The organism is Marinobacter sp. bablab_jr003 (assembly GCF_016464245.1).
Taxonomy (GTDB): Bacteria; Pseudomonadota; Gammaproteobacteria; order Pseudomonadales; family Oleiphilaceae; genus Marinobacter; species Marinobacter vinifirmus.
Map to the genome: position 1 here is coordinate 1 of NZ_JADARC010000009.1, position 353 is coordinate 353.

General features: G+C 45.6%; 1 rRNA gene. It reads right to left on the minus strand.

Going from position 1 to position 353, the window contains the following annotated elements:
- Positions 1-120, minus strand: a 23S ribosomal RNA gene (locus H3Z84_RS00055); the annotation flags it as partial.
- Positions 121-353: the final 233 nt, after the last annotated feature.

Genomic DNA, 353 nt, shown 5'->3' on the forward strand with positions numbered 1-353 from the left:
ATTCAGAGATGTCCGGATCACAGCTCGTTTGCCAGCTCCCCGAACCTTATCGCAGGCTTCCACGTCTTTCATCGCCTCTGACTGCCAAGGCATCCACCGTATGCGCTTAGTTGCTTGACTATATAACCCCAAGACAACTGTGTTCCATTCATCATCCACCTGGTAAACCAGGGTGATAACAAGTGGAGACAGTTCCTTGAAGCGATATAACAACCACTTCAACGACAACACCGGATAACGCTTGAAATCGCTATCACTTTGAACAGTTTCTCTCGGAGATAATGAGAGAAATCTATTCGTGTTCTATCTCGTCCAATTTGTTAAAGAGCAAATCTGACCCAGTGATCAGAAAG